20 protein-coding genes are annotated in these 26397 nt (G+C 71.0%); 14 read left to right on the top strand and 6 right to left on the bottom strand.

Annotated elements, in window-relative coordinates; genetic code table 11:
• Positions 1-2136 (bottom strand): type I polyketide synthase (locus tag IE313_RS14855; RefSeq protein WP_189932663.1); only part of this gene is annotated, 2136 nt, incomplete at its 3' end.
• A gap of 497 nt (positions 2137-2633) precedes the next feature.
• On the opposite strand from IE313_RS14855, the gene IE313_RS14860 reads away from it, so the two are divergent.
• The 11 genes from IE313_RS14860 to IE313_RS14910 all read left to right on the top strand — a co-directional run bounded on the left by IE313_RS14860 (position 2634) and on the right by IE313_RS14910 (position 15597).
• The gene (locus tag IE313_RS14860) at positions 2634-3953 is read left to right on the top strand and encodes a nucleotide disphospho-sugar-binding domain-containing protein (protein ID WP_189932187.1); all 1320 of its coding nucleotides are present in this window, start codon (positions 2634-2636) and stop codon (positions 3951-3953) included.
• A 5-nt stretch (positions 3954-3958) separates the two neighbouring features.
• Positions 3959-5371: an NDP-hexose 2,3-dehydratase family protein gene (locus tag IE313_RS14865; RefSeq protein ID WP_189932665.1), complete on the top strand. Its 1413-nt coding sequence runs from the start codon at positions 3959-3961 to the stop codon at positions 5369-5371.
• A 14-nt stretch (positions 5372-5385) separates the two neighbouring features.
• Positions 5386-6381, top strand: a complete 996-nt coding sequence (locus tag IE313_RS14870; RefSeq protein ID WP_189932189.1) for a Gfo/Idh/MocA family protein — start codon at positions 5386-5388, stop codon at positions 6379-6381.
• A 46-nt stretch (positions 6382-6427) separates the two neighbouring features.
• The gene (locus IE313_RS14875) at positions 6428-7645 is read left to right on the top strand and encodes a nucleotide disphospho-sugar-binding domain-containing protein (RefSeq protein WP_189932191.1); all 1218 of its coding nucleotides are present in this window, start codon (positions 6428-6430) and stop codon (positions 7643-7645) included.
• A 9-nt stretch (positions 7646-7654) separates the two neighbouring features.
• Entirely contained in the window at positions 7655-8728 is a 1074-nt protein-coding gene (locus tag IE313_RS14880) for a glucose-1-phosphate thymidylyltransferase (RefSeq protein ID WP_189932193.1), read from the top strand.
• Positions 8725-9714, top strand: coding sequence for a dTDP-glucose 4,6-dehydratase (gene rfbB, locus IE313_RS14885; protein ID WP_189932195.1), 990 nt, complete (start codon positions 8725-8727; stop codon positions 9712-9714). The genes IE313_RS14880 and rfbB overlap by 4 nt, the downstream gene beginning before the upstream one ends.
• Before the next feature lie 35 nt (positions 9715-9749).
• A complete protein-coding gene (locus IE313_RS14890) occupies positions 9750-11231 on the top strand; it encodes an MDR family MFS transporter (protein ID WP_189932197.1) in 1482 nt (493 codons plus the stop codon).
• Positions 11231-12187 (top strand): NAD-dependent epimerase/dehydratase family protein, encoded by a 957-nt coding sequence (locus IE313_RS14895; RefSeq protein ID WP_189932198.1) that lies wholly within the window; start codon positions 11231-11233, stop codon positions 12185-12187. Before IE313_RS14890 ends, IE313_RS14895 begins: the two co-directional genes overlap by 1 nt.
• 195 nt (positions 12188-12382) lie before the next feature.
• Positions 12383-13012 (top strand): dTDP-4-dehydrorhamnose 3,5-epimerase family protein, encoded by a 630-nt coding sequence (locus tag IE313_RS14900; protein ID WP_189932200.1) that lies wholly within the window; start codon positions 12383-12385, stop codon positions 13010-13012.
• 363 nt (positions 13013-13375) lie between these two features.
• Positions 13376-14125 (top strand): dienelactone hydrolase family protein, encoded by a 750-nt coding sequence (locus IE313_RS14905; RefSeq protein ID WP_189932202.1) that lies wholly within the window; start codon positions 13376-13378, stop codon positions 14123-14125.
• Positions 14126-14592: 467 nt separating this feature from the next.
• On the top strand, positions 14593-15597 hold the full coding sequence (locus tag IE313_RS14910) for a LacI family DNA-binding transcriptional regulator (protein WP_189932204.1): 1005 nt from the start codon (positions 14593-14595) through the stop codon (positions 15595-15597).
• 13 nt (positions 15598-15610) lie between these two features.
• On the opposite strand, the gene IE313_RS14915 is transcribed toward IE313_RS14910, so the two are convergent.
• Genes IE313_RS14915 through IE313_RS14930 form a run of 4 tightly spaced genes read right to left on the bottom strand, consistent with a single transcriptional unit; the run spans position 15611 to position 21157 of the window.
• A complete protein-coding gene (locus IE313_RS14915) occupies positions 15611-17071 on the bottom strand; it encodes a hypothetical protein (RefSeq protein WP_189932206.1) in 1461 nt (486 codons plus the stop codon).
• Between the two features lie 10 nt (positions 17072-17081).
• On the bottom strand, positions 17082-19400 hold the full coding sequence (hypF, locus tag IE313_RS14920) for a carbamoyltransferase HypF (RefSeq protein ID WP_229924653.1): 2319 nt from the start codon (positions 19398-19400) through the stop codon (positions 17082-17084).
• Entirely contained in the window at positions 19400-20410 is a 1011-nt protein-coding gene (gene hypE, locus IE313_RS14925) for a hydrogenase expression/formation protein HypE (RefSeq protein WP_373316989.1), read from the bottom strand. Before hypE ends, hypF begins: the two co-directional genes overlap by 1 nt.
• Before the next feature lie 33 nt (positions 20411-20443).
• Positions 20444-21157 carry a hypothetical protein gene (locus IE313_RS14930; RefSeq protein WP_189932211.1) on the bottom strand — a complete coding sequence of 238 codons (714 nt, stop codon included), beginning with the start codon at positions 21155-21157 and terminating at the stop codon, positions 20444-20446.
• A gap of 267 nt (positions 21158-21424) precedes the next feature.
• Between IE313_RS14930 and IE313_RS14935 the strand changes: the two genes are divergently transcribed.
• From IE313_RS14935 to IE313_RS14945, 3 genes are all read left to right on the top strand, one after another.
• The gene (locus IE313_RS14935) at positions 21425-22009 is read left to right on the top strand and encodes a cysteine hydrolase family protein (RefSeq protein ID WP_189932214.1); all 585 of its coding nucleotides are present in this window, start codon (positions 21425-21427) and stop codon (positions 22007-22009) included.
• A gap of 103 nt (positions 22010-22112) precedes the next feature.
• Entirely contained in the window at positions 22113-23066 is a 954-nt protein-coding gene (locus tag IE313_RS14940) for an arginase family protein (RefSeq protein ID WP_189932216.1), read from the top strand.
• 293 nt (positions 23067-23359) lie between these two features.
• Positions 23360-24670 carry an MFS transporter gene (locus IE313_RS14945; protein WP_189932217.1) on the top strand — a complete coding sequence of 437 codons (1311 nt, stop codon included), beginning with the start codon at positions 23360-23362 and terminating at the stop codon, positions 24668-24670.
• A gap of 106 nt (positions 24671-24776) precedes the next feature.
• On the opposite strand, the gene IE313_RS14950 is transcribed toward IE313_RS14945, so the two are convergent.
• Positions 24777-25556, bottom strand: a complete 780-nt coding sequence (locus IE313_RS14950; protein ID WP_229924654.1) for a LacI family DNA-binding transcriptional regulator — start codon at positions 25554-25556, stop codon at positions 24777-24779.
• Positions 25557-26397 lie beyond the last annotated feature (841 nt).

A 26397-nucleotide genomic window follows, 5' to 3' on the forward strand; every position in this document is an offset into this window, starting at 1 on the left:
GATGCCCCAGTGTTCCAGGAGTCGGAAGAGTGCGACTTGGAAGGCGAAGAGGGCGGTCTGGGTGTATTGGGTCTGGTGGAGTAGTGCTGCCTCGGGTGTGTCGTCCGGGGCGAACATGATGTCTTTGAGTGACCGTCCGAGCTGGGCGTCGAGCAGGTGGCAGACCTGGTCGAGCGCGGCGGCGAACACGGGGAACGTCTCGTACAACTCGCGGCCCATACCCGGCCGCTGACTGCCCTGCCCCGACAGCAGAAAAGCCACCTTGCCCTCGTCACCGCGGCTCGCGCCCCGTACGAGCGCCGGGTTCGATCGGCCCTCGGCGAGGGCGTCGAGTCCGGCGAGGAAGGCGTCCCGGTCGTCGGCGGCGGGGGCCACGGCGGCGCGGTGCGTGAAATGGGTACGCGTGGTGGCCAGGGCGTACGCGATGTCACCGGTGCCGAGACCAGGATGGGCGGCGGCGAAGTCCCGCAGCCGGGCGGCCTGGGCGCGCAGCGCCTGCTCGGACTTGGCCGACAGCACCCACGGCGCCACCGGTACCGGGCACACCACCGGCGCGGCCGCTGCCTCCGGCGCCGCCGACTCCTGCCCACCGGCGGCCGTGCCGGTCTCCGCCGTGCCGGTCTCCGCCGTGCCGGCCTCCGCCGTGCCGGCCTCCGCCGTGCCGGCCTCCGCCGAGGCGGGCTCCGTCGAAGCGGCCGTCGCGCCGCCTTGCACCGGCGCCCCACCGTCCTGCGCGGCGGGCTCGGGAGCGGCTTCCAGGATGACGTGGGCGTTGGTGCCGCTGATGCCGAACGAGGACACCGCGGCCCGCCGCGGCCGGTCCGCTCCCGCAGCCGCCGGCCACGGCTCGGCCTCGGTCAGCAGGCGTACGGCACCGGTCTCCCAGTCGACGTGCGGCGACGGCTCGTCGACGTGCAGGGTCCGCGGAAGCACCCCGTGGCCCATGGCCGCCACCATCTTGATCACACCGGCGACACCGGCTGCTGCCTGCGTGTGGCCGATGTTGGACTTGACCGAGCCGAGCCACAGCGGCCGGTCCGCAGCACGCTCCTGCCCGTAGGCGGCCAGCAGCGCCTGCGCCTCGATGGGGTCCCCGAGGGTGGTGCCGGTACCGTGCGCCTCCACCGCGTCGATGTCGGCGGCCGTCAACCGGGCGGCGGCGAGCGCCGCCTCGATGACACGCTGCTGGGCGGGGCCGTTGGGCGCGGACAACTGGCTGCTCGCACCGTCCTGGTTGACGGCGGAGCCGCGCACCACCGCGAGCACCGGGTGGCCCTTGCGCCGCGCGTCCGACAGCCGCTCCACCAGCAGCACGCCGACGCCCTCGCCCAGGGCCGTGCCGTCGGCGGCCGCCGAGAACGGCTTGCACCGGCCGTCCGGCGCCAGGCCGTGCTGCCTGCTGAACTCGATCATGCTCGCGGGCGAGGACATCACCGTGACGCCGCCGGCCAGCGCCAGTTCGCACTCACCGCTGCGCAGCGCCTGGCAGGCCAGGTGCAGTGCCACCAGCGACGACGAACACGCCGTGTCCACGCTGACCGCCGGGCCCTCGAAGCCGAAGGTGTAGGCGACCCGGCCCGACACCACGCTGTAGGAGCTGCCGGTCGCCAGGTACGCCTCCAGGTCCTCCGGAGCCCGGCCGGTGAAGCGGGCGCCGTAGTCGCCGTACATCACGCCCGTGAAGACTCCGGCGCGCGAGCCCCGCAGGGTCGCCGGCGGGATCCCGGCACGCTCCAGCGCCTCCCAGGACACCTCAAGCAGCAGCCGCTGCTGCGGGTCCATCGCCAGCGCCTCGCGCGGGCTGATCCCGAAGAACTCGGCGTCGAAGTGCTCGGCGTCGTCGAGGAACCCGCTCTCGCGGACGTAGATCCTGCCCGGCGCGTCGGGGTCCGGGTCGTAGAGGTCCTCGGTCCAGCCGCGGGCCGCCGGGAGCTTCGCGACGGCGTCCGTGCCGTCGAGGACCAGCCGCAACAGGTCCTGGGGCGAGCGCACGCCGCCCGGGTAGCGGCAGCTCATCGCCACGACGGCGATCGGCTCCTGGCCGGCCGACCTGGCTTCCAGGAGTCGCTGACGGGTCTGGTGCAGCTCGGTGGCCACCCGCTTGAGATAGTCGCGGAGCCTGTCCTCGTTCGTCATCTGGAGCTCGTCCTTCAAGCGGTCCGGAAGCTCGCGGAATCCCGAGCCCTTCGGCACGGCGCCGGCGGGGCGGGGTTCACGGGTCCTGGCGTCCCGGCGGCCGACGTCGTGCAGGAATCCGCCCCCGTCCGTGGTGCCCGAGCTTGAGTGGTGCCGGTCGGCAGGCCGGCGTTCGGCCCGGTTCGTGCCCACTGGCACACGGCCTGGTCCATACTGGGAAAGAGCTCTTAAGCGGCTCTATACCGCAGCTTGCGCGGTCGGCCGCCGCGGCGGCCCCGGGCACCACCGTGACCTGCCGCAAGACGTCCCGGCAGCCGTCCGCGGCACCGGGTGCCGACGCCCGCACCCCCCGCTTTAGAGGTGCATCGCCCCCGCTTTAGCCGCCCTTGGTGTGCTGAGTTCCCTCAGCACGGTACCCACGGCCGCCCCGCGTTCAGCCGGGCTGCCGTTTTGGCGTCCAGCGACCGAAAGCGACCGTAGGCGACAACGGAGCATTGATGCGCGCACTGTTCATTCCGGCGGCCGCGGCTGGTCACTACTTCCCGATGGTGCCCCTGGCCTGGGCGCTGCGGACCGCCGGCCACGACGTCTGCATCGCGGGACAGCCCCCGGTCACGGACCTCGTCGTGCGATCGGGCCTCACCACCGCGGTCGTCGGCGGGTCCTACGACCTCATGGCGGCCATCGCGGACGCGGACAGGGAGATCAGGGACCGGCTCGGGAGAAACCCGGCGTCCTTCGCGGAACTCGGCCGGATGGACCCCGACCTCAGGAAGTGGCACGGCGGACTGCGCACCGCGCCGCACACCAGGGCCGCGGAGGCGATGGCCGACGAGCTCGTCGCGTTCGTGCGCGGCTGGCGCCCCGACGTCGTGGTGAGCGACCCGATCACGATGGTCGCGCCGCTGGTCTGCGAGGTGGCGTCGGTTCCACTGGTGCACCACATGTGGGGCCCGCAGGAGCCGTCGCTGACGAACTTCGCCGGCTATGGCGGCCCCGTCGAACGGTGGCCCGCCGGCCTCACCGCGCTCTACGAGCGGTTCGGCGCCGAGGTGCGCGCCGACTACAGCCCGTTCAGCATCTCGGCCTGCCCGCCCAGCCTCCAGACGGCCGCCGTGCCCACCCGGCACACCACCCGGTACGTGCCCTACAACGGCTCCGGTGTGCTGCCCGGGTGGCTCACCCAACCGGCCGGGCGGCCCCGGGTGTGCGTGTCCTGGTCGACGTCGCAGGCCCTCGTGCGCACCGGAGGCCGGCACCCCGTCTCGGCCATCGCAGAGGCGCTGGGTGCCCTGGACGTGGAACTGGTCGTCGCCGTCACGGCCGCCGACCGCGACGCCGTGGGCGCCCTGCCCGCCGGGACCCGGGTCATGACGGATCTGCCGCTCGGCGCCGTCCTGCCGACCTGCGCCGTCTCCGTCAACACCGGGGGAGCCGGCAGCATCCTGACCGCCGCCGCGCTCGGCGTGCCGCAGGTGATCGCCCCGCAGGGCCCCGGGCACGCGTTCAACGCCGAGCGCATCGCCGCCGTCGGAGCCGGCATCGGCCTCGGCGCGCACCCCTCCGAGATCACCCGGCCCGGCCCGCTCGCCGAGCTGACCGGGTCCGTTGCGGCCCTGCTCACCGAGGAACGCTGGGCCGAGGCGGCCGGCGACCTGCGGCGGGAGAACCTGGCCCAGCCCCCGCTGAGCGACGCGGTGCGCCGTGTCGAAGAGCTCGTACGGACGACGAACGCAGCACCTCCACGACGGAACGGGAAGGTCACAGTGCCCGGATCAGCACCGTACGCGACGGCCCGGGACACGGAGGCGCCGTGAACACGATGGCACCCTTCGCCACCTCCGTGGCCGGCCGCGACGACCTCGCGTCCACCGTCGCCTTCGACGTCTGGTGGGCCGGACGGCAGAAGGCCAACCGGTTCGAGGTGGAGCGGATCCCGTTCGCCGCGCTCGACGACTGGCGGTTCGACCCGGAGAGCGGCAACCTCGGACACACCAGCGGCCGGTTCTTCACCATCGAGGGACTGCACGTCGCGGCCGACGGCGCCCAGGGGGCCGCCACCTGGCACCAGCCCATCATCCACCAGCCCGAGATCGGCATCCTCGGCATCCTCGCCCAACGGTTCGACGGCGAACTGCACTTCCTGATGCAGGCCAAGATGGAACCGGGCAACATCAACACCCTCCAGCTCTCGCCGACCATCCAGGCCACCCGCAGCAACTACACCCGGGTGCACCGCGGCGGTACCACCCGCTACCTGGAGTTCTTCCGCGGCCCCGGCCGCGGCAGGGTCCTCGTGGACGTGCTCCAGTCCGAGCAGGGCTCCTGGTTCTGGCACAAGCACAACCGCAACATCGTCGTGGAGGCCACCGGGGACGTCCCGGAGCACGAGGACTTCCACTGGGTGTCGCTGCACCAGCTCCGAAGACTGCTGCGCACCGACAACCTGGTGAACATGGACGCCCGCACGGTGCTGTCCTGCATGCCGCTCGCCCCGTCCGGCGGGCCCGGCGAAGGGGCCGTCCGGGCCGCCGACGACCCGTTCACGGCCGCCCTGCTGCGCTCCTACGGCACCTGCCCGCGCAACGGCACCGACCCCGGGCCTCCCCTGCACACCACCACCGAACTGCTGAGCTGGTTCACGGAGATGAAGACCCGCAGCGAATGGCGCACCCGGCTCGTGCCGCTGTCCGGCGTCGGCACCTGGACCCGCACCGACGACGAGATCACCAGCACCGACGGCAGCGGCACGTTCCGGATCATCGGGGCCCGGGTCAAGGCCGCCAACCGCGAGGTCACCAGTTGGACCCAGCCGCTGCTCGCGCCCCTGGAGCAGGGCCGCGCGGCCTTCCTCGCCCGGGCCGTGGACGGTGTGCTGCACCTGCTGGTGAAGGCCCAGCCGGAACCCGGCCTGCTGGACACCGTGGAACTCGCGCCGACCGTGCAACTGCCCGCGGCGGGCGCCGGCGGCCGCCCGGTGCCGTTCCGCACCGAGGTCACCGGGGCCGATCCCGACCGGGTGCGGTTCGACACCGTGCTGTCGGAGGAGGGCGGGCGCTTCCACCACGCGCAGACCCGCTACCAGATCATCGAGGCACCCCAGGACTTCCCGCTCGACGTGCCCGAGGGCTTCTGCTGGATGACGGTGCGCCAGCTCATGGAGCTGCTGCGGCACGGCCACTACCTGAACGTCGAGGCACGCAGCCTGCTCGCCTGCCTCCACAGCCTCTGGTGACGGGAGAGGGCGACATGGCACCCCACACGACCGGCGCACCCCTGCGGATCGGCGTCCTCGGCTGCGCCGACATCGCCTGGCGGCACACCCTGCCCGCCATGGGCCGGGTCCCCGAGGTCCGGCTGACCGCCGTCGCCAGCCGCGACCCGGCCAAGGCGGAACGCTTCACGGCACGCTTCGGCGGCGCCGCCGTCCAGGGCTACGAGGCGCTGGTGGACCGCCCCGACGTCGACGCCGTCTACGTCGCACTGCCCACCGGACTGCACCACACGTGGGCGCGCCGCGCGCTGACCGCCGGCAAGCACGTGCTGGTGGAGAAGCCGCTCGCCACCGGCCTCGCCGAGGCCGAGGACCTGGTGGCCACCGCCGCAGGACACGGTCGGTGGATCATGGACGGCTTCATGTTCCTGCACCACTCCCAGCACGCCGCCGTACGCCGGCTCCTGGACGACGGCGCGATCGGGGAGCCGCGGCTGTTCTCCAGCGCCTTCGGCATCCCGCCCCGCGACCCCGGTGACGTGCGCTACCGCCCCGAGCTGGGCGGCGGCGCGCTGCTCGACGTCGGCGTCTACACGGTGCGGGCCGCCCAGCTCTTCCTCGGCGAGGAGCTGACCGTGGCCGGCTCCGTGCTGCGCCGGGACACCGGGCGGGGCATCGACCTCGGCGGCAACGCCCTGCTCCTGTCCGCCGCCGGCGTGCCCGCCGAGCTGTCCTTCAGCTTCCAGTCCGCCTACCGCTCGACGTACGCGATCTGGGGCAGCGAGGGCCGCATCAGCCTCCAGCGGGCCTACACGCCGCCCGCCGACCTGCGGCCGACCCTGCGGATCACCCGGCAGAGCGGGACCGAGGAGCGCAGCCTGCCCGCGGACGACCAGTTCGCGAACCTGGTCCGCGCGTTCGCGCACGCGGTCCGGGACGCGGCCGGCTTCGCCGCCCACGGCACGACGCTGCTGCGCCACATGGCCCTGGTCGAGGAGATCAGGAACCGAGCGCGGTGGGCCGCGGCGTGAGTGACGCGCCCACCGCCCCGAGACCACAGCGCAAAGGAAACCAACGATGAAGGTTCTGTTCGTCCCCTGGGGCCTGGCCACCCACTACTTCCACATGGTGCCGCTGCTCTGGGCCTGCCGGGCCGCCGGACACGAGGTGCGGGTGGCGTGCCAGCCGGACGCCGCCGAGGCCGTCAGGAACTCCGGCATGACCCATGTGACGGTCGCCGAGGGCCATGACTTCAACGCCGAGTTCGTCGCACTCGCCGAGCGGCTGCGCGGCGCGCACCGCAACCTCGACGGCCGCGAACTGAAGGTCAGGGAGACACCCGAGCTGTCGCCCGAGGCGCGGGAGAGCCTGCGCAAGATCCGCTTCGTGCCCTTCGTCAACGCCGCCGCGGCGATGGCCGACGACCTGGTGAAGGCCGCCGAGGACTTCCGCCCCGACCTGGTCGTGGCCGACCCCATGGTGCTGGCCGCGCCGCTCGCCGCCGAGGCCGTCGGCGTCCCGCTGGTGCACTTCCTGTGGGGGCCCGCCCTGCTCCGGGAGATCGGCTTCCCCGGTTGCGGCACCCCGGTCGACACCTGGAGCGAGGACCTGCGCGGCCTCTACGGGCGGTTCGGCGTCGAGCCGCGGGACACCCACGCCGTCGGCACCGTCGACACCTGCTCGGCCGACCTCCAGATCCCCGCCGTCACCGACCGCATCCCGATGCGCTACGTCCCCTACAACGGCCCGGGGCAGGTGCCGGGCTGGCTCGGGGAGCACACCGGGCGGCCCCGGGTCTGCGTCACGTGGGGCACCACCACCACGGAGATGTCCGGCTCGGACAACTTCGTCATCCCGACCGTCCTGGCCGGCCTCGAAGGACTCGACCTGGAGGTGGTGCTCGCCGTCGGCAGCGCCGAGCGGGAGCGCCTGACCGGCCTTCCCGAGCGGGTCCGCGTCGTCGAGGGCCTGCCGCTGAACCTGCTGCTGCCGACCTGCGACGCGCTGATCCACCAGGGCGGCTCGGGCACCATGCTCACCGCCGCCTCGCTCGGCGTCCCGCAGGTGATCGTCGTCACCATGCCCTATCAGCAACTGAACGCCCGCCAGCTTGCCGACGTCGGCTGCGGCATCACGGTGAACGCCAGGGAACTCACCGGGGAGCGCATCGCGTCGGCCGTGTCCACCGTGCTGAACGACGACGCCGTGCGCGCCTCGTCGCGCCGCCTGCGGGAGGAGATCCTCGCCCAGCCCACGCCGGCCGAGACCGTCGGCACACTCGAGAAACTGATCTGAGAGGTCACCGTGAAGGCTCTCGTGTTGGCGGGTGGCGCGGGTACGCGACTGCGCCCGCTCAGCCACAGCACCCCCAAGCAACTCGTCCCGGTCGCCGGCAGGCCCGTCCTCTTCCACGCCCTGGACGAACTGCGCGCCATCGGCGTCCGCGAGGCCGGCGTCATCATCAGCGAGGGCAGGCCCGGCGAGCAGATCAGGGCCGCGGCCGGCGACGGCTCCCGCTTCGGACTCGACATCACCTACCTGCCGCAGGACGCGCCCCGCGGCCTCGCCCACTGCGTCATCATCGCCCGGGAGTTCCTCGCCGACGACGACTTCGTGATGTACCTCGGCGACAACATCTTCGCGGGCGGTCTGGGGGAGCCGCTGGCCGCCTTCCGCTCCGGCGCACCCGCCGCCCAGCTCGTCGTCACCAAGGTCGCCGACCCGTCCGCGTACGGCATCGCCGAACTCGACGCCGAAGGCCGGGTCACCGCGCTCCAGGAGAAGCCGGCGGTGCCGCGCAGCGACCTCGCCGTGACCGGCGCCTACTTCTTCACCCCACGGATCCACGAGGCCGTCCGCGGCATCCTGCCCAGCGCCCGCGGCGAGCTGGAGATCACCGACGCCATCCAGTGGCTGGTGACCCGGGGCCACCCGGTGCGGGCCGACAGGTTCTCCGGCTACTGGGCCGACACCGGTACCCTCGCCGACGTCCTCACCTGCAACAAGGTGCTCCTGGACGACCTCGCGGGCGCCGTGCGCGGAGTCGTGGACCGGGCCAGCGAACTCACCGGCCAGGTGGTCGTCGAGCAGGGCGCCGAGGTGATCGGATCGGTGATCGACGGGCCCGTGATCATCGGTGCGGGCAGCGTCATCGAGGACAGCCGCGTGGGCCCCTTCACCTCGATCGGCTCCGGCTGCCGGCTGCGGGGCGCCGGCGTCGAGAACTCCATCCTGCTGGACCAGGCGTCGGTGCACGGCGTGCGGACCATCCAGGGCTCCATCATCGGGAAGGCCGGTGACGTGCGCCGGCAAGAAGACGGTTCGACGATGCACAGACTGCTCGTCGGCGACGACTCCAGAATCGATGTACCGGCATGAAGCTGTTCGTCACCGGCGGCGCCGGTTTCATTGGATCGCACTTCGTACGCTGCGTGCTCGAAGGGCGCTACCCCGCGCTGGCGGGCGCCCATGTCACCGTGGTGGACAAACTGACCTACGCGGGGAACCTGGCCAACATCCCCATGGAACACCCGCGTCTGTCCTTCGTGCACGGTGACATCTGCGACGGGCGGCTGATGTCCGCCGTCGTGCCCGGGCACGACGCGGTGGTGCACTTCGCGGCCGAGTCGCACGTGGACCGCTCGCTGATGAACGCGCAGCAGTTCGTCATGACGAACGTGGTGGGCACCTCCACCCTGCTGGAGGCATGCCGGCTGGCGAAGGTGCAGCGCATCGTGCACGTCTCCACCGACGAGGTGTACGGCTCCATCAGCGAGGGGTCGTGGACGGAGGACTGCCCCCTTCGGCCCAACTCGCCCTACTCCTCGTCCAAGGCGTCCTCGGACCTGATCGCCCGCGCCTACTGGCGCACCCACGGCCTGCCGCTGTCGATCACCCGCTGCTCGAACAACTACGGGCCCTACCAGTTCGCCGAGAAACTGATCCCGCTCTTCGTCACCAACCTCCTCGACGGCCGTGACGTGCCGCTGTACGGGGACGGCCACAACGTGCGCGAGTGGCTCCACGTCGACGACCACTGCCGGGCCATCTACCTGGTACTCGCCGACGGCCGGGTCGGCGGCGTCTACAACATCGGCGGCGGTGTCGAGCTGAGCAACCGCGAACTGACGAAGCGGATGCTCGAACTGTGCGACGCGGACTGGTCCCGCGTGCGCCACGTCCCGGACAGGAAGGCGCACGACGAGCGGTACTCGGTGGACACGACCAGGATCCGCGAGGAACTGGCGTTCGTGCCGCAGATCCCCTTCGAACGGGGCCTGGCCGACGTAGTGGCCTGGTACCGCGACCATCGCGCGTGGTGGGAGCCGCTCCGCATCCGCTCGGAACTGACCGGGAGCCGGTGAACCGGCCGCCCCACGGCCTAACAAAGGACTGATCAGTGGCAGCAGTGCAGGCCGCAACCGCAACCGCGCCCGGCGCCCAGGCGACCACGCGGACCGGGCTCCCACCCGCGGTGATGAAACTGGTGGGCGTCATCCTGCTGGGCACCGTCCTGGTGCAACTGGATGCCACGATGACCAACATCGCCCTGAACACGCTCAAACAGACCTTCGACATCGAGCTGTCGACGCTCCAGTGGTTCGGGACCGGCTACATGCTCGCCATGGCCTCGGTCATCCCGGCCACCGGCTGGTCGCTGATGCGCTTCGGCGCACGCAACGTCTGGATGTTCTGCATCGCGCTCTTCCTGGTGGGCTCCGCGCTGTGCGGCGCGGCGTGGACGGCGCAGACGCTGATCGTCTTCCGGGTGGTGCAGGGCCTGGCCGGCGGCATGGTGCTGCCCCTTGGCACCGCGGTACTGGCCCAGGCGGCGGGCCGGGAGAATTTGGGCCGCGTGATGAGCCTCATCGGCATCCCGTCGGCCATCGGCCCGGTCCTCGGCCCGGTGCTGGGCGGCCTGATCATCGACGGTCCCGGCTGGCGCTGGATCTTCTACGCCAACGTGCCGATCTGCCTGCTCGCGCTCTTCGCCGCCCGCGGCATGCCCAACAGGAAGGCGCCGGTCAAGACCAAGCTCGACCTCGTCGGCATGCTGCTGCTCTCGCCCGCCTGCGGTGTGATCGTCTACAGCTTCTCGGAAGCCGGCAGCAAGGGCAGCTTCACCAAGGAGCGGCCGCTGGTCACCATGGGCATCGGCCTGGCGCTGCTCGCGGCCTTCGCCCTGCACGCCCTCAGGAAGAAGGGGCAGCCCATCATCGACCTGCGGCTGCTGAAGCACCGCAGCTTCACCACCTCCTCGCTGGTGCTCTTCCTCGCCAGCATCGCGCTGTTCGGCGCCATGGCGGTGCTGCCCATGTACTACCAGCAGGTCCGCGGCTACACGCCGCTGAAGGCGGGCCTGCTGCTGGTGCCGCTCGGCGCGGGCATGGGCCTGTCGCTGCGGTTCACCCCCAAGCTGATCCGCACGTTCCTGCCCCGCTCGATCATGCAGTTCGGACTGCTGCTGACCGCGGTCGGCATCGCGACCTTCACCCAGCTCAGCACCGACACCGACCAGATCCTGCTGAGCGCGGCCCTCGTCGTCAACGGCGCCGGGATCGGCGCCGTCATCGTGCCCGCCATGACCGCGGCCCTGCGCGACATCCCGCCCATGTCGATCCCCGGAGCGACCGCCGAGAACCGCGTGTTCATGCAGATCGGCAGCTCCTTCGGGGCCGCGGTGCTGCTCGTCGTGCTCCAGGCCCGGCTGATCAGCACCGCCAAGGCGCACCGCGGCAGGATCACGCTCGACGACCTCGCGGGAGCCTTCTCGCACAGCTTCGTCTGGGTGATGGGCTTCGCCGCGGCCTCCGTGCTCGCCAGCTTCCTGATGCCGGGCCGCAAACGCGGCCGGCACGCCCGGCCGCGCAGGTGGTCGTGATGCCCGGCGCCGCCCCGCGGCCCGCGCCGCCCCCCAAACCGTACTCGGTCGCCGTGGTCGGGGCCACCGGCTGTCTCGGCAGGGCCGCGTGCACCGCGTTCGCCGCGCAGGGCCACGACGTCCTGGCCATCGCCCGCCGGCACGCCCCGGGCGTCGCCGCCCGCACCTTCGCCGCCCTCGACCTCACCGACGCGGCCCCCGCCGCCGTCACCGACCTGCTGGCCGCCCACGGGGTGGACGTCCTCGTCAACGCGGCGGGCGGCTGGGTGCGCACCGAGGCCGAGATGGCCGGCGTCCACGTACGCCTCGTCGAACGCCTGCTGGCCGCCACCGCCGCCCTGCCGGGTCGGCCCCGGATCGTCCAGGTCGGCTCCATCCACGAGTACGGCCGGACGGTGCCCGGTACCTCCGTCGACGAGAGCGCCGAACCCGCCCCCGACACCCCCTACGGCCGCACCAAACTCGCCGGGGCCCGGGTCCTGCTCGACGCCACCCGCGAGGGCGCCGCCGACGGTGTGGTGCTGCGGGTGGTCAACGTCTGCGGCCCCGGCACCACCCCCGCCAGCTTCCTCGGCGCCGTCACGGCCCGGCTGCGCGCCGCGGCGCCCGGCGAGCCCGTCGAACTCGACATCGCCGACGCCCGCCGGGACTTCGTCGATGTGCGCGACGTCGCCGACGCCGTGGTCAGGGCCGCCGAGCGGCCGGTCACCGGCCGGGTCGTGAACATCGGCAGCGGCACCGCCGTCGGCATGGCCGAACTGGTCGCACTGCTGGTCTCGGCGGCCGGCCTGCCACCCGGCGCGGTACGGATCCGCGGTGCCAGGGCGCAGAGCTACAGCAGGGGCAACGACTGGACCCGGGCCGACATCACGCTCGCCGCCGACCTGCTCGGCTGGCGCCCGCGCGTCGGCCTGCGCGAGTCGCTGCGCGACATGTGGCGGGCGGCCGGGGACTGACCCGGCGGGCTTTGCCTGCGCGTTGTCCCCGCTTCAGGGGCCGCTGGTTACCTGGTGGCCCGGTGAGAGGATGCGCCGGCCACCGCGCACCGGTCGCGACGGGCGCCGGTGGTCCGCCGGCAGGAGACCGTCGGGACGACCCGCGCGCGGCGCGGCGCCTTCACGGCGGGCAGTCGAGGGAGGCCCGAGGTCGGCATGCAGGTACGTAGGCTCGCCGTGGACGGCGCATACGCGTTCAGCCCGCAGGTGTTCCGCGACGACCGGGGCCTGGTGGTCTCGCACTTCCAGGAGGACGCGCTCGTCGGCGCGATCGGCCGGCCGCTGTTCCCCGTCGCGCACGCCAGCCACAGCACCTCGCGCCGCGGCACGGTGCGCGGCATCCACTTCACCGCGACACCGCCCGGCACCGCGAAGTACGTCTACTGCCCCCGCGGCAGGACCCTCGACATCGTGGTCGACATCCGCGTCGGCTCGCCCACCTTCGGCCGCTGGGACAGCGAGGTGCTCGACCCCGAGGGCTTCCGCGCCGTCTACCTGCCGATCGGGGTCGGCCACGCCGCCGTCGCGCTGGAGGACCACACGATCATGCACTACATGTGGTCAGGACCCTACGTAGCCGAGCAGGAGATGGCGCTGGCCGCGCTCGACCCGGCGCTCGCTCTGCCCCTGCCCGGCGGGATCGAGCCCGTCCTCTCGCCGCGCGACAGCGCGGCCCCCACCCTCGCCGAGGCCGGGGCCAGGGGCATCCTGCCGCGCTACGACGAGTGCAGGAAACTCGAAGAGGCCCTGGCCGGGGCCCGCCCCACCGGTCCCGGGACGCTGTGACCCCGGCACACGGCGACCTGCCCCGCGGACCCGCAGCGGGCTGAGGTCAGGCAGCCGCTGCACGACGGGGCCCGTGGCGCAGCCGGTGAACAGGCCCCGGAAGCCGACCGTGCCCGGCGGGGCGGGGTGAACCGCCCAGTGCAGCGCTCAGCTTCGCGGCGCGATCACCTGTGGTCGCAGGGCCCGCCCCCACGGACGAAGTGGACCGGGCGACGGCACGGTCGGGGAGGGGCCCTGCCCGGACCGGGGCGTCACCACGGGGCGAGGCGTGCGACGGCGGCCATCGTGTGGGATGACTTCTCACCTGCTTTGGTGATCGACTACGAAGCGTCCGAGCACCGGTCCACGGAAGGAAGCTCCGCCATGCCCACCGAGACGCTGTACATTCCCACTCCGGACGGCCGGGCCGACGCCCTGGCCGTCTTTCCCGACGACGGCGAGCGGCACCCGGGTGTGCTGCTGTACATGGACGCCTTCGGCGTGCGGCCCGTGTTGGAGGAGCTGGCCCGCGACCTGGCCCGGCACGGGTACTACGTGCTCGTCCCCAACGTCTACTACCGGCACGGCCCGACACCGGTGGTCGAACTCCCCGAGCACATCGGAGAAGAGGCCCGGCCCGCGGTCTTCGCCCGGCTGATGCCCTTGATAGAGGCGCACACCACCGAACATGTCCTGCGGGACGCCGACGCCTACCTCAGGTTCCTCACCACCCGGCCCGAGGTCAGCGCCGGACCGGTCGCCGTGACCGGCTACTGCATGGGTGCCGCCCTGGCCATGCGCACCGCGGCGGCCCACCCCGGCCAGGTGGCCGCCGTCGCCGGATTCCACCCCGGCTTCCTGGTCACCGACGCGCCGGACAGCCCGCACCGCCTCGTCTCCGAGCTGACCGCCGAAGTCCACCTCGGCCTCGCCGAGAACGACCTGTCGCCCGAGGCCATCGGCGAGCTCAACCAGGCCCTGGACGCCGCCGGTGTCGCCTACACCACCGAGGTCTACCCCGGCGCCGTCCACGGCTTCACCATGTCCGACACCGACGCGTTCAACCCCTCCGCGATGCAGCGCCACTGGGACCGCCTGCTCTCCCTCCTCGACCGCACCCTCGCCAAGGGCTGAGGCTCCGGCCCGGAGACCGGCAGTCCGGTCGACGTCCCCACGCCCCCGTTCCCAGGGACCAGGCCGTCCCTGCGGGAACGGGGGCGGCTTCATTTCCCGGCCGACCGGTGAGCACGGCCCGGCTGCTGCCTTCCCCTTCCGACCGGCACGGCGGTCATGGCGTGCACCGAGCCGACCCGCAACGGTCCAGCGCAGGCGCCACCTTGACGAGTTCGAAGTCAGTAATATGCAGGCGGCGCCAACGCGTATTCCTCTGGTCGGTTTCTGTGTCAACAATCCCCCGGGTGACTACCGCGGTAGTACGAGCCATTACTTGACGTCGCGTGCTCGCCAAGTCGAGACGCTCAGATCTTCGTCGATTCAGCCGAGGGAGTTGTCGAAACGTACGAACCTCCGCGATGGGTCCGCCACCGGTGCGGTACTAGTAACCCGAAGGAGTTCCATGTCACCCAACAGAAGATCCCCGAATGTCTGAAAAAGAAGTTTTCCGGGCTGTTACCGCGACGGACGTCGCCCGCGTTGCTGGGGTCTCGCAGTCGACGGTCTCCCTGGTGCTGAACGGCAAGGGCCGGGGACGCATCAGCGACTCGACGGTGCGGCGTGTCACCGCTGTCGCACAGCGGATGGGGTACCGCATCAACCAATCGGCTCGTCATCTGCGACTGGGGGCCAGCGGTACGGCCCTGCTGGCCGTGCCCACCCTCGCCAACAGCGCGTTCGCCGCGGTGCACGCCGGAGCGGCGCGCCGGGGGGCGGAGCACGGCCTCGGCCTCGTCGTCTTTCCGGTCGGCGCCGAGGACGGCGCCGGCCGGTTTCTCCTGCCGCAGCAGGCACTCGACGGAATCATCGCGTGTTCCATGCCCGCGGAGACGGTTGCCGAGGTGAGTGCGGGAGTGCCCTTGGTCATACTCGACGACGCGTCGGCCGCGGGGGTGCCGGCCGTGACGATGGACGTGGCGGCAGGCATGGCGATGGCCCTGAACAGGCTTCTTGAGCTGGGGCACCGGCGTATCGCACACGTACGGGCCGAGCGGCCGGCATGGACCTTCGTGCAGCGGGCACGCGCCTTCGACCTCGGGGTGGGCACCCGGCCCGACATCGCGGTGCAGAGGATTCCGTGCCCCTTCAGTCCGGCGGCGGTCAGGGACCGTGTGATGCCGGTGCTGTCCGCCGCGGACCGGCCCACCGCCGTCATCTGCGACGACGACAACATGGCCAGCGGCCTCTACTCGGCTGCGATGGGCCTGGGAATGGGCATCGGCACGGATGTGTCGGTCGTCGGGTTCAACGACGCGCCGGTCGCCCTGCAGATGATCCCTCCACTGGCCAGTGTGCGCCTGCCGTTGGAGGAGCTGGGCGAGCAGGGCGTGCGGGCACTGGTCGGGCTGCGCGGCGGCGAGCCGGCGCGGCCGGTGAACCTGCCGGTCGAGTTCGTCGAGCGGGAGTCCATCGGCCCGGCGCCGCGGGAGTAGGGGATCCGCCGGGTCACAGCCAGTCGTGGACGACCGTCGCGGCCTCGTCGAAGCCGATGCTCTCGGTGAGGCGCTGGTCCGCCGGGATGTAGGTGTGCGAGAAGAGGTCGTAGACCCCGCTGGACCCCACGGACAGGACGTCCTTGAACGGGGTGCGGAGCACGCGTTCGAGGTAGGGCCGGTCGACTCCGCCCGCGCTGATCACATCGGCGGCGTAGAGGGTCCGCAGCGTCGATCCCGCCCGTTCGAAGAACACCGGTGTGCCCGCGACCATCCCCGTCACGTCGACGCCGGCCAGCAGTCGCGCCTCCCTTGCGTGTCCGTGCTGGTCCAGAAGCCGAAGCCAGCCGTCCTTGAGCTGTGTGGTGTAGACGAGGGAGCCCGGACCGACGAGCGGTCGGACGCCTGCGTGGAGCAGCAGGGTCATGTACAGCGCCACCGAAGGGATGATGTCCTCACGGTGCAGCGCCTCGCACAGCGCCTGCCGTTCCAGCGGGACGCGCAGATGGGAGTAGCGCCGGTCCGCCGGGACCAGGGCATCCCCCTCGACGTACAGACGCAGCAACCGCGGCCGGTCGGGGTGCCGCCGCCAGAAGAAGTGCGTTCCCTTTCCTGCGGCTTCGTCCCAGGCCACCACGACCCCTCTGAAGGTGTCGAGGACGTGTTGCCTCTGTTCCGCGTCGAACAGCGCTTCGCTCAGGAAGTTCTCCTGCGCCAGTACCTCGATCAGTGCCTCCCTGGCGACGTCCTCGGCGTTGGCGTAGAGCAGATCAGGAACGCGGGGTCGCAGCTCGCGTGAGAAGAGCAGCGGCCATGTCGCCTGCACCACGGAGGCAAGCTGGTCGCGGTGCCGGCTGCCACGGGAATGGTCGAGGCCGTTGAGCAATGACTGGTACTCCTCCAGGAACTCCTTGTCGGCCGGGGTGAATCCGGCCCAGCGTTTCATCCTGTGCAGCCGCTGCACGAAGTCGAAGGGACGGGGCCGGAGGTAGTACATGACGTCCCGGTGTTCTTTCGCCGAGAAATACGGGATGTCGGTGCCGCGGAATCGGAACCCGTTTCTCATGTAGGCGTTGCTCGGATTGACGTTGCTGCACGACAGCGTGACGATCGGTCCAGGCGCCTCTTCGGAGAGCAGGCGGGCGGCATTGCCGATGATGTTCGTGCCGAGCAGCAGGGGGTGGTTGAGCACCTGGTGGTGGTCGACGATGTTCGTCACGCGGATGCTCTCCACGGTGACGCGGGCCGCGGGTCCCCCCGGTCCGAACGACCTCTGCAACACCCGGCGGACGGAGTGCGCGATCTGCTGTTGTCGCTGCGCATGTTCGGGGGCGACGTCCGGCGCGGTGCGCAGTCCGTGCGCGTAGTCGCCCAACGGGCGGTCGTCCTCGAAGTACGGCGCCATCACGGGCACGTACGTGCGGATCTGCCCGACGACGGAGTCCAACGACTCCCTTACCCGCTGCTTGTCCATGCCCGCCCCGTCAGCTCTGTTCGTTCGCCGCGACAGCTCGTGCCGCCGCCACCATCGCCTGTCCCACGGACACCCCGCCGTCGTTGGTCGGCACGCGGCGGTGGGTGTGCACCCGAAGCCCCGCGGTGGTCAGCTCCTGTTCGGTACGCACCAGCAGGTGCTGGTTGAGGAACACCCCGCCGCTCAGCACGACATCGGACAGACGGTGGGTCCGGGACAGCCTTCGGCATGTCTCCACCACCGCGTGCACGATGCTCTCATGGAACGCCCGGCTCAGATCGGCGGTGCTCCGCCGGGGGTCGGACAGGCCGGAGACCAGTGCTTCCAGCCAGGGGCGGTGGTTGAGGACCAGACGGCCCTCCTCGTCGTCCAGTTGCAGCGGCCAGGGCGGCGCGGGCGTGGGGTCCCAGGCGATGAGGTTTTCCAGTTCGATGGCGGCCTGGCCTTCGTACCCCACCTCTTCGCACACGCCCAGCAGCGCGGAGAAGGCGTCGAAGAGGCGGCCCATGCTGGAGGTGACGGGGGCGTTGAGGCCGCGCTGGGTCATCTTCATCAGCACGTCGACCTCGAACGGGTCCCGGCTTCGTACGAGATCGATCGGCAGGTCCTTCGTGTCCTGGCCGAAGTGCTGGGTGAGCAGGGCGATCGCCACCCGGGCCGGCTCGCGCACGGCCCTGTCCCCACCGGGCAGGCGGAAGCGCCCGAGGTGCCCGGCGCGCTCGAAGCCGCGGTAGTCGCCGATCAGGAACTCCCCTCCCCAGATCGTTCCGTCGCTGCCGTACCCGGTGCCGTCGAAGATCACCCCGATGACCGGGCGGTCCAGGCCGTTGTCCGCCATGCAGGAGGCCATGTGCGCGTGGTGGTGCTGGACGGGGACCTGCTCCATGTCCGGGCAGGAGCGCGCGTAGCGGGTGCTGTGGAAGTCCGGGTGCAGGTCGTGGGCGACGTATCGGGGGCTCACATGGAAGATCTGGCGCAGGTGGGCGATGGTGTCGGTGAAGAAGCGCTGGTTGCCGGGGGTCTTGAGGTCTCCTATGTGCTGGCCGACATGGAGCGAGTTTCCTGCGCCCAGGCACACCGTGTTCTTCAGCTCGGCGCCGACCGCGAGGACGGGCGGTATCGGGAAGGGGGTGGGGAGGGGATCGGGGACGAAACCGCGCGCCCGGCGCAGGAGCACCGCCGCGGGACCCTGCGGGGTGGGTACGACGCGGGCGATGGAGTCGTCCACACGGGTGTGGATGACGCGGTCGTGCACAAGGAAGGCGTCCGCCAGCCCCGGGAGCGCGGCGAGTGCCTCCTCTTCGGTGCGGGCCATGGGCTCGTCCGGGGCGTTGCCGCTGGTGGCGACCAGCACTCCGGCCGTGCCCGCCAGCAGGAGGTGCTGCAGTGGCGTGGTCGGCAGCATGAAGCCCAGCGTGGGCGATCCGGGGGCCACACCTGGATCGAGCGGGGTGTCCCGGCGGGCCCGCAGGAGGACGATGGGCCGTGCCGGGGATTCCAGCAGTCGGCTCTCCGCGCCGTCCACGTGGGCGTACCGGGCCACCACCGCGCTGTCGGCGGCCAGCAGGGCCAACGGCTTGGCACTGCGTTCCTTGCGGGCACGCAGCTCGGCCACCGCCGCGGAGTTGAACGGGTCGGCCATGAGCTGGTAGCCGCCCAGTGCCTTCACGGCCAGGACCCGTCCCTCGCGGAGCATCCGGACAGCCGCCCGGACGGGGGCGTCACCGCCGGCCCGGCTGCCGTCCGGACGGAGCAGCCGCACCTGGGGACCGCAGCGCCAGCAGGCGTTGGGCTGGGCGTGGAACCGCCGGTCGGCCGGTGAGTCGTACTCCTTCCGGCAGTCGGGACACATCACGAAGTCGGCCATTGTCGTCAGCGGGCGGTCGTAGGGGACGCCCCTGATGATGCTGTACCTGGGTCCGCAGTTGGTGCAGTTGATGAGGGGATAGCCGTGTCGGCGGTCCTCGGGGTTTTGCAGTTCGTCGACGCAGTCCTGGCAGACGAAGCTGTCGGGGGTGACCAGGCCGCCGTGGCCCCCGTCCGAACGGCTCTGCCGGATGGTGAAGTGGCTGCTCCAACTGCGCAGCGGTTCCTCCGCCAGCAGTTCACAGGAGTCGATGCGAGCGAGCCCGGGCAGTTGCGCGTGGAGATCGGTGCCGAAGGCGTCCACCGCGGGACTCGCGCCTTCGACGCAGATGGTGACGCCTCGGGTGTCGTTGAGCACCCAGCCGCCCAGCAGGTGCCGGGCGGCCAAGCGGTACACGAAGGGGCGGAATCCCACCCCCTGGACGAACCCGGTCACCCGCAGGGTGCGGCGGACCGCCGCCATCAGCACAGCCTCGGAAGCTGAGCACCGTAGAGCAGGTCAACGGTCCGCTCGCGGCCGTCCTGGGTGGTCATGCGCACCGTTCCCGGTTGTCCTTCGACGACGCTGCCGACGACGGCTGCGTGTGCGCTCTCCGCATGGGAGTGGAGGGCCTTGAGCGCGGCCTCGGTGCGGTCCGGGGAGACGACCAGGCAGAGGTTCCCCTCGTTTGCCAGGTAGAGCACGTCGACGCCGAGCATGTCGGCGGCCATGGCGGTCTCCGGCCGGATGGGCAGGGCTGTCTGGGAGAGCTGTATCGCGGTGGTGGATGCCTGGGCGAACTCGTTGAGAACCGTGCCCAGGCCGCCGCGGGTCACATCGCGGATACACCGTACGTCCTCGCCGCAGGCATCAAGGACGTCGGCGACGACGTGGTTGAGGGCGGCGCAGTCGCTGCGCACCCGGTGTTCGAACCCCAGGCCCTCCCGCTGCGACAGCAGGTGGATGCTGTGGTCCCCCAGATAGCCGGTGACGATGACCTGGTCCCCGGTGCGCAGTGAGCGGCTGGACAGGCGCAGGGGGCGTTCGAGGATTCCCACACCCGTGGTGTTCAGGAAGATGCCGTCGGCTTCCCCGCGTCGGACGACCTTGGTGTCACCGGCGACGATCCGTACGCCCGCCCCGGCGGCGGTGTCCCGTACGGAGTGCAAAATGCGTTCGAAGTCCGCGAGGGGGAAGCCTTCCTCCAGCACGACCGCGAGGGTGAGGTAGAGCGGGCGGGCTCCGCTGACGGCGAGGTCGTTGACCGTGCCCGCCACGGCTATCTTCCCGATGTCACCGCCGTCGAAGAACAGCGGCTCCACCACGAAGGAGTCGGTCGTGACGGCGATCCGCCTGCCGGGGAGCTCCAGCAGGGCGCTGTCCTCCATCTCCCCGATGTAGGTGTCGCCGAGGATCAGGGCGATGGTGCCGGAGATGAGTTCCTGACTCATCCCGCCTCCGGCTCCGTGGTCCAGAACGACGGTTCTCGTCACGCGCCGGCCTCCTGCGTAAGGGTGGGTTCTCGGTCAGACGGACTGGAGGACGGATTCACCCAGGGACTTCTTCAGCAGGGCGTCCCACCACGTCCTCATGATGGCGATGGCCTCCAGGGCACCCTTGCGGACCTCGTCCATGTCGATCGGCTCGCCGTCGCCGTCGGCGGCGTCCGGGCCGAGGTCGACGAACGCGGCAAGGCCGTCCTTGTGCCCCTGCTCCACACCGTCCTCCAGGTGGATGTCGTGGAACCGCTTGATGAGGCTGCCCTCGTAGGTGAAGCCGCGCCGGTCGGCGATCTCCTTGCAGATCTCGTGGAAAACCTCGTGCTCGAAGATCGCGGCCGTCTCCGTTGCGTACAGGGACCCCAGGGCGCGGGAGGGATTGGGGGCGCACAGGGCGTCGACACCGGCCAGGAACCGCGTGGTGGGCGGGAACTCCACTCGGCTGTCCATGTCGGTCCCGGCCTCCAGCATGCCCTTCTTGTACATCGGGGCGTGGCCGTCCTCCTCGTCGACGTTGCGCTGCAACTCGATCGAGACGCCGGTGTCGGCCAGTTTCCTGGTGCAGTCCACGGCCTTCTGCAGAAGGGCCTTGTTGGCGAACGAGAACTGGTAGTGCTCCATCACCAGCCACTCCAGCGACTCCGTGTCGACCTGGGGTAAGGATTCGAGGAGCTGTCCCTTCACAGCTTTGGTGAAGGCGTCGTTCTCAGCGTCGATCAGCGCGGACAGACGCTCGGCCATGGCAGACCTCTTCTCTCTGTGAATGATGACGGGGGATCTGTTGCGCAGAAGCGCAGACAGGGGTCGGCTGCCTACTGCGTCCCGCATGCTAGTCATACGCATGACTTCGAAACAAGAGCCCCATTGGGACATCAACTACGCTGATTTTCAGGCAGTTTACCGATCGCGCGCTATCGAGTGTTGCCGCTCCATCATGCGTATGACTAGGCTCGCCCCGCTCGGTACGGCCCTGTCCCGCTCCACTCCCCACTCGAACCAGGAAGTTGCATGCCTCGATATGCCGTCCTGACCAATGACCTCCAGCGCGACCTGGTGGACAAGAACGATCAGCGCAAGGCGAACGTGGAGCGGCTGACCCCTTCGTTCCAGAAGTTCCTGGCCCGGATGCGCGAACTCGATGTGCCGGTGATCCATCTGCAACTGATCTACGACGAGGGCGACAAGAAGATCGAGTACCACGACGGCCGCATCCCGGTTCTGCGCGGCACTCCCGGAGCGGAGCTCCTGCCGGAGTTCGTGGCCCCCGGCGACATCGTCATGGAGAAGAAGAAGGACAGCGGGTTCTTCGAGACGGACCTGCACGCCTTCCTGGAGCAGCACGGCATCGACACCGTCATCATCACGGGGATGCAGGCGCAGGTCTGCATCCAGACCACCGCGGCCGACGCCCACTTCCGCGGCTACAACGTGGTCGTCCCCTCCGACGGGGTCGTCTCCACCCGCGAGGAGGACCGCCGGCGGGCCCTGGAGTGGCTGGCTTCCTACTGTGCCGTGGTGACACCGATGGACGACGTCGTCCACCGCATCAGCAGCGCAGAGGGTTTCGACTTCTCGGTCGCGGCGCTTCCCTGAGATCCGCCGGTCCGCCCAACGGATACGCACACCACTCGTGTACACGGCAACCATCGGCCCGCCGCGGTCCTTGCTGCCGTTCAAGCCCTGCGGGAGACGGCTCATGGACGTGACAGGAACCCCGGCGGCCCATACCTGGAACGGGCTCGCCGTGCCGCCCGGGGCGGAGGGGCAACCGGACGTCTTCGTGGTCGGCGTCCCCTTCGAGGGGGGTGCCGGTGGTGCCGGTGGCGCCTCGCTCGGGCCCGGACGGGTCCGGGAGCTCACGCCCCGGCTCAAGACCATCGACCGCAACGGCCGGGACGCCTCCGCCCTGAGGCTGCGCGACCTCGGTGACATCGAGACCTGGCGATTCGATCTTCCACGGTCCGTCGAGCACCTCGCCGTGGCCTACCGGGACATCTTCGACACCGTCACGGCACCCGTACTGACCTATGGCGGGGACCACTCGATCACCTATCCCATCGTGGCGGCGGCCGGCGCCGGACGCAGCCTCGGACTGGTGTGGTTCGACGCCCACCCTGACGTGCTCGACGGATACCAGGGCTCCGGTGTCTCGCACGGCTCGCCGCTGCGGCGCATCATCGAGGACGGGGCGGTCGCCCCGGAGAACGTGCTCCTGGTCGGCACCCGCGCGTACGACATCGGGGAAACCGACTTCATCGACAAGCACGGGATCCGTGAGGTGCGCGCCGCCCGCTTCACGGACGATCCCCGGGCGGCCCGGGCCGACTACCGGCGGCACCTGGCCGACATCGCCGGTCGTGTCGACCACTTCTATGTCACGCTGGACATCGACGTGCTCGATGCCTCGTGCGTGCCGGGCACCGGCACACCCGTCGCCGGCGGCATCGGGACCGGCGAGCTGCTCGGGCTGCTGGAGGAGCTCCCGGAGCCCGTAGTGGCCTACGACATCGTGGAGTTCGCGCCCGCCCACGACGTCGGTGGCATGACGGGACATGCCGTCATGGCCGTCACAACGGCCTATCTCGCGCGCATCGCGGCCCGGACACACGCGGCGGGCTCGCTGGTGCCTCCGCCCGGACGCGTCCCGTGAGGCCGCGTCCCGTGAGGCCGCGTCGAGGAGTGACGCCGTGGACGCGATGACGGGGGGTGCCGGGCCCCCTGGGCACCGACGCCACCGGCGGGCGTGGCGGGCGCCTCGCGACGGCCCCGCGAGGACATCGCGTCCAAGCCGCCCCCTCACCGCCGCCCGCACCGAGCGCCCCGCGGCGCTGCGACCGGTCCCTGGCGGTGGGGCATGGAGAAGTCCCAGCACCCGATCACGGCCGACAGGCTCACCCCATCACGCCGGCAGCGGACGCCCGGCAGGAAAGGCAGAATCCACCAGTGGAGTCGAGGGAAGAGGAGAGCGCGCCGCACCATGCGCCGCACGCTGAGCGGCGCGGGCCATCGAAGTGGGTGCGGGACGCCGCGCGCTTCGCGCCACGAGAACGCGCGGCCCGCATCTTCTTGCTGGTCGCGTTCGTCGACGCCGCGGGGCGGGGCCTCTTCCTCGCGGGCTCGGCGCTCTTCTACACGCAGGTCATCGGCCTGACCAACGCACAGGTCGGCTTCGGGCTGTCGGTGGCGGGCCTGGTGGGTTTCGTGTGCGCCGTTCCGATCGGCTGGCTGGCGGACCGCTTCGGTGACGTGCCCGTCCTGGTGGGGATGCAGGTCTGGCGCACCGCGGCATTCCTGGTCTATCCCCTGGTCGGCGACTTCCGGATGTTCCTGGTGGTGGCCTGCCTGGTCGGTGCGGTCGAATGGGCCGCCATGCCCATCATCCAGTCGGTCGCGGGAGCCACCGCGCAGCACGATGGAATGGTGGGAGCCATGGCCGTGGTCGCCGTGGCCCGAAACTCCGCCTATGCACTCGCCGCGCTGGCGGCCACCGCCATCATCACCTGGGCCTCCCCGGGCGTGTATGTGGCCTTCGTGCTCTTCAACGCCCTGGGCTTCTTCGTCTCCGGACTGCTGCTGCTGGGGTTGCGACTGCCGCGCCGGGCGCCGGTGCGGGCCACGGCGCGACCGACCGGGGCCAAGTGGCTGCCGTTCAAGGACCCGCGCTTCCTGCTGCTGTCCTTGACCAACGGCGTTCTCTACGCCCACATGCCGATTCTGTCCGTTGCCCTGCCCCTGTGGATCGTCACCCGTACCGACGCGCCGGACGCCCTGGTGGGTGTGGTCCTGACGGTCAACACCGTGATGGCGGTGCTGTTGCAGGTCCGGCTCAGCGCGGGTGCGGACGATCTCGGCAGCGCCGGGCGCAAACAGCGCCTGGCCGGGCTGGCGCTGGCCGCGTTCTGCGTGCTGCTCGCCGCCACACGCTCGGTGGAAGGGGTGGTCACCACGCTCCTGCTGCTGCTGGCCGCGGTGGCCCTGACCCTGGGCGAGCTGTGGCAGTCGGCGGGCGGCTGGGGCATCTCCTACGGTCTGGCTCCCAAGGAGCAGCGCACGTACTACCTGAGCGTGTATCAGCTCGGGGCGAACGGTGCGACGGTGGTGGGCCCGGCGTTGCTCGTGACGGCCGTGGTCGACGTGGGCCCGGTCGGCTGGCTGGGGCTGGCTGTGCTGCTCGCGGCCACCGGCTTGCTGACCCCGGTGCTCGTGCGGCGGGCCGGGCACGGGGCCACGGCCGTGCCGACCCGTACCGACTGAAGCGGCTGTGCCGAATGCGGCACGTCGGCCGATGGCCTTTGGAGAGCGGTGCCCGCGCCGAGGCAGGGCCGTGCCGGTGGTGGGTTCGCGGGGTGCGGCGGGTGTCTCACGGTCCGGGCGGCGCCGCGGAGGCACGCTCGATGAGGGTGACCGGCATGACCGTGCTGGCCGGTCCTGTGCCGCTCGCCAGGAACTGCTCCATACCCAGGCGGCCCAGTTCGTGGGCGGGCAGGCGCACGGTTGTCAGGGCGGGTACGAGCAGGGAGGCGATCGGCAGGTCGTTGAACCCGATGACGGACAGGTCGTCGGGAATGGCCAGCCCCAGGTCGCGTGCGGCGGAGTACGCGCAGGCGGCGAGGTTGTCGTCGTCACAGATGAGCCCGGTCACCAGGCCGTCCGCCCGAAGCCGGACCGCGATCAGTTCGCGTGCCCGTACGGACTGGAACGGGACGGCTAGGCTCTGGCCGCGGATGCCGTGGTGCGCCGCGACCCGGTCCTCGAAGGCCGCGGCGCGCTGGGTGAAGGTCCAGGCGTCGCGTTCGGCGCGGATGTGCAGCAGGTGCTGGTGTCCCAGGCGGGCGAGGTGGTCCACGGCGGCCCGCATCCCGGCGGCGACGTCCATGGTGACCGAGCAACCGCCGGCCTCGGGCTCGCTGTCCAGGGCGACCATGGCGACCCCGTCGCGCAGCACATCCATACTCCTGGCGGAGACCGCACAGGCCAGGACGCCGTCGATGGCCCGTCGAGCGGAGAGGAAGGGGCCTTTGCCGTCCTCGTCCTTGAGGGGGTAGACGATCACTCCGATGCCGTGCTCCGCCCCGGCGCGGGCGGCTCCGCTGTGCACGTCGGCGAAGTGGGGGTTGGCCAGGGAGGGCACGACCAGCATCACGGTTCCGGTACGGCCTAATCGCAGGTTGCGTGCCGAAACGCCGAGTCCGCCGGCCGGGGTCGTGGCGGCCGCGAGAATACTGTTCGCCACTTCGGCCGAAACGCATCCCTGCCATTTATTCGCCATTACCAGCGAGACGGTGGCCGGGGATACCTTGAGGCTTCTGGCGATCTCTTTTCCCGTCATGCGGTGTGGGGTGACCGGCGTGTTCTCCGGGGTGGCGGATATGTCGGACAATGATCCCCCAAATCGCATACAGAGACGCGTGTACGTTGAACCGTGAACGGGTTATGTGTACGTGTCAAGTTTAGTCCGGTTGCCCGTGCACGGCACATCATACGTACGGTCGGGTTGCTCATTCGGAGTTGATTGACGGGCAGGGAGTGAATCGGCGCACGGCGACTTCCGCTGATTCCGCTGTCACCGTGTATTGCGGAGCCTCCCGGAACGGGCACCGCACCCCGGGGATGCCGACGCCGCACGTCGACGAGGGGACACCGCGGCGCCGGCCGGATCGAACCCGGTGCGCGGCGGGGGAGTGCCACGGGAGTGACTCCGCAGGACCCGTCCGATGCGAAGTGGCGCACACCGCTTCGGCACGCCGCTCATGAAGGGTTCGTGCACCCGCGCTTTCCGGACGACCTGATCGGCGGCGACGATCCCCACCGGCCGCCCTCCCGTCTCGCACGCCACCGCCGCCACACCCGTGGGAAGAGGCGGCTCAGGCGTGGCCTCGCCGACCGGAGCGGGTGACGCCGTACCCGTCCGCACGGGCGGCGGTTGCGCAAACTCGTCCGACCCGTACGGCACGGGGCGGCGCCAAGCCCGCCGGCGGACG

Source organism: Streptomyces sulfonofaciens (genome assembly GCF_014656295.1).
Lineage (GTDB): Bacteria > Actinomycetota > Actinomycetes > Streptomycetales > Streptomycetaceae > Streptomyces > Streptomyces sulfonofaciens.

Coding starts and splice junctions, on each gene's coding strand:
- IE313_RS14870 (WP_189932189.1), top strand. CDS start 5,386: ATGGCACCCCACACGACCGGCGCACCCCTGCGGATCGGCGTCCTCGGC.
- hypF (WP_229924653.1), bottom strand. CDS start 19,400: ATGGCGGCGGTCCGCCGCACCCTGCGGGTGACCGGGTTCGTCCAGGGG.
- IE313_RS14905 (WP_189932202.1), top strand. CDS start 13,376: ATGCCCACCGAGACGCTGTACATTCCCACTCCGGACGGCCGGGCCGAC.
- IE313_RS14935 (WP_189932214.1), top strand. CDS start 21,425: ATGCCTCGATATGCCGTCCTGACCAATGACCTCCAGCGCGACCTGGTG.
- IE313_RS14930 (WP_189932211.1), bottom strand. CDS start 21,157: ATGGCCGAGCGTCTGTCCGCGCTGATCGACGCTGAGAACGACGCCTTC.
- IE313_RS14895 (WP_189932198.1), top strand. CDS start 11,231: ATGCCCGGCGCCGCCCCGCGGCCCGCGCCGCCCCCCAAACCGTACTCG.
- IE313_RS14860 (WP_189932187.1), top strand. CDS start 2,634: ATGCGCGCACTGTTCATTCCGGCGGCCGCGGCTGGTCACTACTTCCCG.
- IE313_RS14865 (WP_189932665.1), top strand. CDS start 3,959: ATGGCACCCTTCGCCACCTCCGTGGCCGGCCGCGACGACCTCGCGTCC.
- IE313_RS14915 (WP_189932206.1), bottom strand. CDS start 17,071: ATGGACAAGCAGCGGGTAAGGGAGTCGTTGGACTCCGTCGTCGGGCAG.
- rfbB (WP_189932195.1), top strand. CDS start 8,725: ATGAAGCTGTTCGTCACCGGCGGCGCCGGTTTCATTGGATCGCACTTC.
- IE313_RS14910 (WP_189932204.1), top strand. CDS start 14,593: ATGTCTGAAAAAGAAGTTTTCCGGGCTGTTACCGCGACGGACGTCGCC.
- IE313_RS14900 (WP_189932200.1), top strand. CDS start 12,383: ATGCAGGTACGTAGGCTCGCCGTGGACGGCGCATACGCGTTCAGCCCG.
- IE313_RS14940 (WP_189932216.1), top strand. CDS start 22,113: ATGGACGTGACAGGAACCCCGGCGGCCCATACCTGGAACGGGCTCGCC.
- IE313_RS14950 (WP_229924654.1), bottom strand. CDS start 25,556: ATGCTGGTCGTGCCCTCCCTGGCCAACCCCCACTTCGCCGACGTGCAC.
- IE313_RS14875 (WP_189932191.1), top strand. CDS start 6,428: ATGAAGGTTCTGTTCGTCCCCTGGGGCCTGGCCACCCACTACTTCCAC.